At 41.0% G+C, this 8433-nt stretch carries 10 protein-coding genes; 9 read left to right on the top strand and 1 reads right to left on the bottom strand.

Features of this window, described 5'->3' with window-relative positions; all coding sequences use genetic code 11:
• Positions 1-373: 373 nt before the first annotated feature.
• Genes FHS57_RS20705 through FHS57_RS20720 form a run of 4 tightly spaced genes read left to right on the top strand, consistent with a single transcriptional unit; the run spans position 374 to position 3180 of the window.
• On the top strand, positions 374-1075 hold the full coding sequence (locus tag FHS57_RS20705) for a hypothetical protein (protein ID WP_183977026.1): 702 nt from the start codon (positions 374-376) through the stop codon (positions 1073-1075).
• A gap of 11 nt (positions 1076-1086) precedes the next feature.
• Positions 1087-1752, top strand: a complete 666-nt coding sequence (locus tag FHS57_RS20710; RefSeq protein ID WP_183977028.1) for a hypothetical protein — start codon at positions 1087-1089, stop codon at positions 1750-1752.
• On the top strand, positions 1734-2555 hold the full coding sequence (locus FHS57_RS20715) for a sensor histidine kinase (protein ID WP_183977030.1): 822 nt from the start codon (positions 1734-1736) through the stop codon (positions 2553-2555). Before FHS57_RS20710 ends, FHS57_RS20715 begins: the two co-directional genes overlap by 19 nt.
• Entirely contained in the window at positions 2548-3180 is a 633-nt protein-coding gene (locus FHS57_RS20720; protein WP_310587010.1) for a response regulator, read from the top strand. The genes FHS57_RS20715 and FHS57_RS20720 overlap by 8 nt, the downstream gene beginning before the upstream one ends.
• 126 nt (positions 3181-3306) lie before the next feature.
• Here the strand turns inward: FHS57_RS20720 and FHS57_RS20725 are convergent, their stop codons facing one another.
• Complete coding sequence (locus FHS57_RS20725) at positions 3307-4389, bottom strand: dipeptidase (RefSeq protein WP_183977034.1); 1083 nt, start codon at positions 4387-4389, stop codon at positions 3307-3309.
• A 153-nt stretch (positions 4390-4542) separates the two neighbouring features.
• Here FHS57_RS20725 and FHS57_RS20730 point away from each other — a divergent pair, with 153 nt between their 5' ends.
• The 5 genes from FHS57_RS20730 to FHS57_RS20750 all read left to right on the top strand — a co-directional run bounded on the left by FHS57_RS20730 (position 4543) and on the right by FHS57_RS20750 (position 8272).
• On the top strand, positions 4543-5058 hold the full coding sequence (locus FHS57_RS20730) for a c-type cytochrome (protein WP_183977036.1): 516 nt from the start codon (positions 4543-4545) through the stop codon (positions 5056-5058).
• Positions 5059-5215: 157 nt separating this feature from the next.
• Positions 5216-7063, top strand: coding sequence for a sensor histidine kinase (locus FHS57_RS20735; RefSeq protein WP_183977038.1), 1848 nt, complete (start codon positions 5216-5218; stop codon positions 7061-7063).
• Between the two features lie 54 nt (positions 7064-7117).
• A complete protein-coding gene (locus FHS57_RS20740; RefSeq protein WP_183977040.1) occupies positions 7118-7357 on the top strand; it encodes a hypothetical protein in 240 nt (79 codons plus the stop codon).
• 1 nt (position 7358) lies between these two features.
• Complete coding sequence (locus FHS57_RS20745; RefSeq protein ID WP_183977048.1) at positions 7359-7541, top strand: hypothetical protein; 183 nt, start codon at positions 7359-7361, stop codon at positions 7539-7541.
• 95 nt (positions 7542-7636) lie between these two features.
• Positions 7637-8272, top strand: coding sequence for a response regulator transcription factor (locus FHS57_RS20750; RefSeq protein ID WP_183977042.1), 636 nt, complete (start codon positions 7637-7639; stop codon positions 8270-8272).
• Positions 8273-8433: the final 161 nt, after the last annotated feature.

Raw genomic sequence — 8433 nt, forward strand, 5'->3', positions numbered from 1 at the left:
TATTTTATAAACTTACCTACTCTATTGTACGCTTTTCGGCTTCTGCGTTTTAAAAACTATAATTCTTATAATGATACTATGTAAAGAATTATTAAAATTGACAGTACAAAGGTGTAGCATTTTTAAAAGCGGCAAAAGCCACAAAGAACGGATTTTTATGCCGATTTTTAACGAGAACATATACCGTTATTTAACGGTATTTAATGCGTAAAAACACTTGATTGCAAGAGATAAATTAAACATAAATATTTGATATACAGATACTTAATCCAAAATACGCATTTACCACGCTTCACTGGCAACGATTCTAATTTCCCAAAGCATCTATATTTGTAATATTCATTTAGTGTTTCACTTTAATATTATTCCTAAGATGAAGAAGTTCCTGATTATTTCTAACCTCTTTACATTGAGTTTATGGTTATATACAAGCTATAAGTATAGTAACCTAGCAAGTATCCAAGGCAAAAACTGTGATTGGTTTTGTTACAATTATTCCAACAAACCTATTGAAGAAATCCCATATCAAGCAATGAATACTGTGATGGATAATTACCGAGATAGATGGGGGAATAAGTTTGAAAAAAAAGACACACGATGGGTGTGGTTTCCGCTAGAAAAGCTAAAGCATTTTATTTATCTTGTGGAAAAAACAAGCTGTAAAGAATGTTTAGCAGAAACAAAAACTACCTTGGGAGTTCGCTTCTATTTTATAGAATATCCAGACAAGGCACAACTAACTAGGATGGACACTCCCTCCCAAAACTATTTTAACCCCTTATCTTCAGTCTATTATCGAAAACACAATTTACTTTTGGTACCAACTTTCCAAAAAGGCAAAAACACCCATGTAGATTTTGATATAAAAAGTACCCAAGGAATGTGTGTGTATATGCCGATGAGCGAAGTAATGGCCAATTACAGAAAAGAAAAAAGCCTAGAAAAAGCTACTTTTTCCATGTTTTCAGCTGCTCCAGGAGACGCCAGTAACCCCTTTGCAATGAACAGAGGGGGGATGGGGCCACCACCTTACAATGACGGTGATGAGTTAATGCAATCTACTGATAATTACTAAACGGAATTACAATGGTCGCGATCATAATGATACTCAGTATTGGGGTCATCATTTCAGAAACGATTGCAGCAATTGCTGGCATTTCCCAACACCGTAAGTTAAGTGACTCCCTTTGGAGTTACTTAACTTACTATTTGATTTGGATTAGCACACTTGAGTGGATTGGATGGCTGTCAAGATTATGGAATAAAATGGACTTCAACAGCAGATTGTATAATTATGTCTCTATACCTTCAGAATATTTATTTTTTCTATGGCTGTTGAGTCAGCTTATTAGAAGTAGAAAACAAAAGGTATTGGTAGTTCCTGAATATAGTATATTGATTTATGCAATAGCTTGGTTTTTTGACCATTTTTATTTTTCAAAACAAACCTATACTTTTCAGTCGTTTTCGGTGACAGTAGGAAGTATCTTGATGGTGATACTAATTATTGTGTATTTGTATCAAATTGTAGCATCAGACTATATTTTGTCTTTTGCTAAAACCATAGAATTTTGGGTTATTTTGGGCATCATTTCGTATTATCTACTATCCCTGCCTTATTATGGTACTTACAATACATTAACTCAAAATTATAAACACATTTTTGAAATATATCAGGTGATTGTGTACTGCTTATCTATTTGTATGTATTTACTATTTACGGTAGGTTTCCTATGGCAGAAAAAGAGCTAACCATATTTCTGATTCTGGTCAACGTAGTCCTGCTAATTTTTGTCGGCGGGATTTTGGCATTTATTGTACTTTACCGACAACGTAAAATACAATATATCCGTGAGACCCAATTACTTCAACAGCTTCATCAACAAGAACTTATCGAAACCCAACTGGCTATCCAGCAGCAGACTATGCGCGATATAGGCAGGGAAATCCACGATGATGTGGGTCAAAAGCTTACACTCGCGTCTATTTACACACAAGGCTTACTCCATTCTAAAACGATTAAAAGTGATGTTTTTTTTTCTCAAATATCTGAAATCGCCAAACTAATTGACACTTCATTACAAGATTTAAGGCAACTCTCAAAATCACTTGTCCAACCTGAGCTCACCCATACTTCACTAGAAGACCTACTTCGGCAGGAAGTAGTCCAATTCAACCAACTTGGAAGTTGCCATGTTCATTTATCACTTCCGTCGGCTCCTCTTTTATTGGATACTTCTATCAAAAATAATATCTTTCGTACCTCTCAGGAGTTTATGCAAAATAGCCTCAAGCACGCTTTTTGTCAAAATATTTGGATTAGTATATATATAAAACCAAACAGGCTTGATTTTGTATTTAAAGATGATGGTAAAGGGTTTGAAATAGATATGCAAAGTACGGGGATTGGATTATCCAATGTAAAACGGCGTTTGAGTGAATTAACTGCTTTTGATGAATCATTCGTATCAATTTTGGGCAGTGGCACTACCTTACAATTTTCAATTCCATTTTTAAATATTCCCGATGAAACACACAGTAGTAATTGTGGATGACCACTTACTTATCGCCAAAGCCATTAGCTCAATGGTACGCAACATGGCTCATTTTGAGGTTTTATATGAAGCTGAAAATGGTAGTGTGCTTATCAACAAATTCAAAACTCGCGACTCTGTCCCTGATATTGTATTACTTGATATTTCCATGCCTATAATGGATGGATTTCAAACAGCCCAATGGCTCCAAGAAAAATACCCTACAGTAAAAATACTCGTTCTTTCGATGCAAGATGATGAAGATTCGGTGATAAAAATGATAAAATACGGTGTAAAAGGGTACCTCCATAAAAATACTCCTCCTGCTGAATTAGAGAAAGCTTTAACAAATGTTACCGAACAAGGAATTTATTTTCCAAATTGGGCCACAAGTATTGTACTCCAAACAATTTCAAATAACAAACATAAGAAGCTTATCACCTCTGATGAAAAACTCAGCCATCGAGAGCTGGAGTTTTTACATTATGCTTGTACAGAACTCACCTATAAAGAAATCGCTGACCAAATGTGTTGTAGCCCACGTACTGTTGAAGGGTATCGAGACGCGCTTTTTGACAAACTCAATATCAAAACCCGCACGGGGCTTGCCATGTTTGCTGTCAAAGCGGGTATTGTCAAACTATGAAAAATCGAGTGAATTACCGAACTACCAACCATATTCTACAAAAGCTAAACCATTTAAAGGTAAAGGCTAAATAAATGTATTTAGCCTCACCATTCGCAATTTATAGCCTCAAAAAAAATTGACAAATCACTTTCGCCACGTCTTTTCCAACAATCTTAACCAATTCTTATGAAATATATTCTCAATATCGCTTTCGGCGTAGCCGCGTTGGCGCAGTAGGTCTTGGTACTTTTGCAGGTCGGAGATGGTGTCTAAGTCGTAAGGCGACTGCTCACGGCCAAACATTCCGTCCAAATCCGTCCCAAATGCTACGTGGAGGCTGTTGCCCGTCAATTGGCAAATGTGGTCCCAGTGATCTACGAGTTTATCCATCGTTACGCCAAACTCTTTGGGGTCTGATTGACGTTGTACAAACCCTGGTGCCATCATCCAAGCATCCAACGCCCCGCCAATTACGGCACCTCTTTCCACTAAACGTAAAATTTGCTCGTCAGAAAGTTGGCGTTGATGAGGCACCAACGTACGGCAGTTGTGGTGACTCGCCCAAATCGTACCTTTATAAATAGACAACGCTTCGTCAAAACCTTTGTCGGTAAGGTGCGTAGCGTCCAGAATTATTCCGAGCGCGTCCATTTCTCGTAATAAATCTTTTCCAGCAGCCGTCAAACCGTCGGTCGTAGCCGTGCCCGACGCATACCGACCTGGCCCGTACCAAGCAGGCCCAAGGGCACGCAATCCGTAGCCGTAGGCTTTTTCGAGGTAAGAAAGATTTACCAACGAATCTGCTCCTTCTAAGGATAAAATAAAACCAACAGGTTTGGTTTCGTCGGGGATAGACGTATTTTCCCACAACGCAAGGTGCTTTGTGAGCCCTTCATAATCCGTAATTTGCACCATTTCACCCAAATCTGTCATGGCTTGGTACCACGCGAGTTGAGCTTGGGTCATGGCCCAAGCTTGGGCGGGAGAATACCAGCCGTCAAAGGCACTGCCACGCTCGGTTACTCTGGCCAGTTGCGTTGCCACGACCAAGCCAATTTTCCCTTTTCGAAGTTCGGGCAACGAAACCGTCCCTTTACCACGGTCGCGTTTATCGGTTAAGTTTTTTTCAATTTCACGTTCACGAAGTTCCTGAACAGAACACGTATAGTCACGGTTCCATTCGACGGCATTCATGGCCATGTCGAGGTGTGCGTCAATGATAAGCATGGTTAATTTGTTAGGTACTTGTTCAAAACAGCCTCAAATCTATCAAATCTCCACGTTTTCCTAACTTATTTTAGCGTAGATTCTTGGAAACTTTTACTTTTTATCTATGTTTGCTATCGTAATCAAAGTTCCCATTTAAACCTCTTCCTTCCCATGAAAAAATGGATTTTATCCCTTTTTGGAGTAACTGCCATCGCTTCTTTATTGGCTTTAACTCCCTCTCGCACCACTGCCCCCTCTGCTGACCCTCGTGAAGACAGCCTAGCTGCTGACCGCGCCAAGCACGTAAAAGCCATTAAGGAGGCGATTGTGGGCAAAGAAAAATTACCCGCAGAACAGGTATTCAAAAACATTAAAATTTTTAAGGGTCAACCCGCAGAAGCCGTTTTGGGCATCATGGAAAACCGTTGGAGCAAAACGCTGGGCGTAAGCTGTAGCCACTGCCACAACCTAAACGACTGGGCATCGGACGAAAAAGGCGACCACAAAATTGCGACTGATATGGTGGCGATGGTGGGCAAAATCAACGATGAAGTCATTGCTGCGTTGCCTTCCTACGCAACTAAAGACCGTAAACCTCGCATCGGTTGCTCTACTTGCCACCGTGGCGAAGCACACCCAGGCCGTCCTAACGGTGCTCGTCCAGCAGGTGGCCCTCCAAGAAACTAATCATCTCACAATAAGACAGTTATTAACCTCCCGAAAGTTTAGAACTTTCGGGAGGTTTGTTTTTTAGACTACCACAATTGGGGATAGTAAACGGATAAAGAAGTCCATAACTTTGGCCATTTGAAGAAGTTTATCTTCTAGCACAAATCTGCTCAATATGCGCCTTCTGCTTTTCTTCCTATTTTTCGGAGTGCGGACGCCACTTTGGGGGCAGCAGGTGCTCACCATTACCGATGCCCAACGAAGCAATCCTATTGCACCATACGTGTATGTATTTAAGGACAAAACCAAGCAACTCACTTACGAACAAGTAGCCCGATTTCCGTTGGATTCTTTCCAGCGATTAAACCAACAGGAAATTGTTCAATTTGGTTATTTCTACGAGAAAATCTGGCTGCGGTTCGAGATAAAAAATAAGACAAAGGAAGACCTCTACCTCATTCATAGCTACCGGGGGTTTCGTCGGATGGACGTTATTATTATTGACGAAAACGGGCAAAAAAGGGCGTATCAGGCGGGTGAATCAATGCCTGCTTTCTATCAACAAGTACAGACAAAGCCCCCCGTTTTTCCAATCGGTAGTCATCCTTCTACTGTTTATCTTTCTATCGTAACGGGAAATGCCCACGGCGATTTTATTCACATTGGTAATTTGGAACAAGCACTCTCCTACCAGCGATTCAATACCGTCTGGCAAAGTTTTGCAATGGGTATTTATGTGCTTGTCTTTATCTATGCCTTTATTTTTGCAATTCGCCTGCGAGACTCTCTGATTGGCTGGTACGCCTTGCTGATGCTGAGTATTCTTTTCTTCTACGTTGATTATTACAGTTTTTTCCCCATCAACAAATACGTCAATACGGCTTTTGCTTATCAGCTTTGCTGGTCGCTTTTCCACGTTTATTTTCTCAACCTTCGTGCTTATTCCAAAAGCTTGTATTGGGCGATTTTAGGCTTAAACGGGCTGTTTTATGCTAATTCAGCCATTACTCAACTTGTTCAATTAGTGGAGCCAAGCTTCGTTTCTCCGCTTTTTCGGCTACTCCTGTGGCTCAAAGTTGACTGGGGCGGGTTTATTTTGCTCGTGTTGTTTCTTTTGTTGGTGAGTCTGATTTATGTGGCCATCAAAAACCTAAAGCAAGTCTGGGTGTATGCCATTGCATTCAGTATCAGCCTAATCGCCATGATTATCAGCATGTTCTCGCTCTATACTATTTCGTGGCTCCCCTACCTTCCTTACAATAATTTCTTTGTTCCCGGGACATTGATTGAAATCATCATGCTGGGCTTTATCCTTGCCGAACGTGCCAATAGACACCGCAAAGAACAAGCGCAAACCCAGAAACAACTCATCATTCAATTACAGGAAAACCTCCATCAGCAGCATAAACTCCTGCAAATCCGTGACGAAATCGCCCGCGACCTGCACGACGAAGTGGGCGCTACCCTCACGGGAATTGCGACTTCAGCCAAAGTTGTTCAGAAGAAAATGGACAACCAACAGCCTGAGCTTAAAGCCGTATTGGGCCAAATGAAAAACGATTCGGAAGAGGCCATTCAAACCATCAGAGATACCATCTGGGCCTTGAACCCCGACAACGATGCCCCCGAAAAGCTCATCGAAAAAATGAAAGCCGTGGGGTTTAAACTGCTTATCCCCCATGACATCATCTTTGTTTTTGAGAATGAAGTGCCTGTCAGCCAACTTCCCGTCTTTTCGATGGAACAACGGCGCAACTTGTATCTGGTCTATAAAGAAGCCCTGCACAACATCGCCAAACACAGCGAAGCAACCCACGCGCAGGTACGGATTTATCAACAAAACAGGGAGTTCCGCATTCGTATCTCAGACGATGGCAAAGGCTTTGATCCTGCCACAATCACTGATGGTAACGGGCTGAAAAATTTTCAAAAACGGGCGAAGGAAGGGGGATTTGAGGTGAACGTTTCGTCGAAAAGTGGGGCTAGAGTTGAGGTCGTGTTGTCAACTGCTTCTAAAACTTGATTATGCACTTTATTTGTACTTATTTTGGTATTATAACAGCATATACAACTACTTATGAGACAAATAACTCTTAACGTACCTGATAGCGAATTTCCTTTTTTTATGAAATTGGTCAATGCACTCCCATTTGTACAAGTTACTCATACAGAGACACTTGAGAACACATTGAATCCTTCAGAAAAAGAAACATGGCAACTTATTAAGGAAGGATTTGAAGAGCTGAAGGAGGTCAAGCAAGGTAAACGCAGAGCCCATCCTGTTCAAGACCTATTAGATGAATTAGATGCTTCATAAAATGGTACAGATTTATACCATTGATAGCTTCGACCGCGAGTTTAAGCGGCTCGCAAAAAAATATGCTTCATTAAGAGCTGACTTAGGTCAGTTAATCAAACAACTTTACGATAAATCAGAACGAGCCGATATACCAGATAAATTGTTGCAAGGTTTAATTGCTCAAGCCATAGACGCTAAATAGAAGAGAATTTGAAAACGCGCCTACCCAAATTGGGGAGAACGCATTCATTTGGTTTTCCTTAGCTTTATGGCAACAATCATTTTCAATCGCTCTCAATGATTAGTATCGTTATTTTTGAAGACAATAAAGTGCTTAGGCAAAGCCTGACACTCTATTTTAATAACACCGAAGGAATTTATTTGGCTGGAGCCTACGAAGATGCCAACGAAGCCGTAGCCAAAATCCGTAAACATCGCCCCGACGTAGTGCTGATGGATATTCAGATGCCTGGACTTTCGGGTATTGAGGCATTGAGTCGAATAAAAGCTACTTTTCCAGACACCAAAGTGCTGATTCACACCATTTTCGAGGATGACCACCGCATCTTTTCGGCGGTTTGCGGCGGTGCCTCGGGCTATGTCCTCAAAAGCCCTGACCCCGATGATGTACTTCAGGCCATACAAGATGTGTATCAAGGCGGCGCGCACATGTCGCCCGCCATTGCACTCAAAGTGATGCAGATGTTTCAAAGCCAGTTTGTGCAGTCACAACCCACGTATGTCGAACTGACAGGCAGGGAGCGTGAGGTGTTGGCTTGCATGGTTAAAGGGATGAGTTACAAGATGATAGCCCACTCGTGTAATTTAAGCGTCCACACCGTGCATTACCACATCAAGCACATTTACGAAAAACTACACGTCAACTCAGCCCCCGAAGCAGTGGTGAAAGCCATTGAGCAAAAGTTGGTTTAAAAACTACCAATTTTGGGGAGATTAGAGTTTAGATGAATCCCTGACCTTTGTCTCAGTCATTTACTAAGGCTTCCCTTGGAAATTACTTTTTCAAAAAATATTTTCAAAAAATCCACTCAATTTGGAGTGGATTTTTTGCTTAAAAATTGTCAAATTATAGA

It is taken from the genome of Runella defluvii, from assembly GCF_014195535.1.
GTDB classification, from domain to species: domain Bacteria; phylum Bacteroidota; class Bacteroidia; order Cytophagales; family Spirosomataceae; genus Runella; species Runella defluvii.

What these genes read in the sequence shown, in the direction of transcription:
- FHS57_RS20715 (WP_183977030.1), top strand. Translation starts at nt 1,734, where the DNA reads ATGGCAGAAAAAGAGCTAACCATATTTCTGATTCTGGTCAACGTAGTC.
- FHS57_RS20725 (WP_183977034.1), bottom strand. Translation starts at nt 4,389, where the DNA reads ATGCTTATCATTGACGCACACCTCGACATGGCCATGAATGCCGTCGAA.
- FHS57_RS20750 (WP_183977042.1), top strand. Translation starts at nt 7,637, where the DNA reads ATGATTAGTATCGTTATTTTTGAAGACAATAAAGTGCTTAGGCAAAGC.
- FHS57_RS20735 (WP_183977038.1), top strand. Translation starts at nt 5,216, where the DNA reads ATGCGCCTTCTGCTTTTCTTCCTATTTTTCGGAGTGCGGACGCCACTT.
- FHS57_RS20745 (WP_183977048.1), top strand. Translation starts at nt 7,359, where the DNA reads ATGGTACAGATTTATACCATTGATAGCTTCGACCGCGAGTTTAAGCGG.
- FHS57_RS20730 (WP_183977036.1), top strand. Translation starts at nt 4,543, where the DNA reads ATGAAAAAATGGATTTTATCCCTTTTTGGAGTAACTGCCATCGCTTCT.
- FHS57_RS20740 (WP_183977040.1), top strand. Translation starts at nt 7,118, where the DNA reads ATGAGACAAATAACTCTTAACGTACCTGATAGCGAATTTCCTTTTTTT.
- FHS57_RS20705 (WP_183977026.1), top strand. Translation starts at nt 374, where the DNA reads ATGAAGAAGTTCCTGATTATTTCTAACCTCTTTACATTGAGTTTATGG.
- FHS57_RS20710 (WP_183977028.1), top strand. Translation starts at nt 1,087, where the DNA reads ATGGTCGCGATCATAATGATACTCAGTATTGGGGTCATCATTTCAGAA.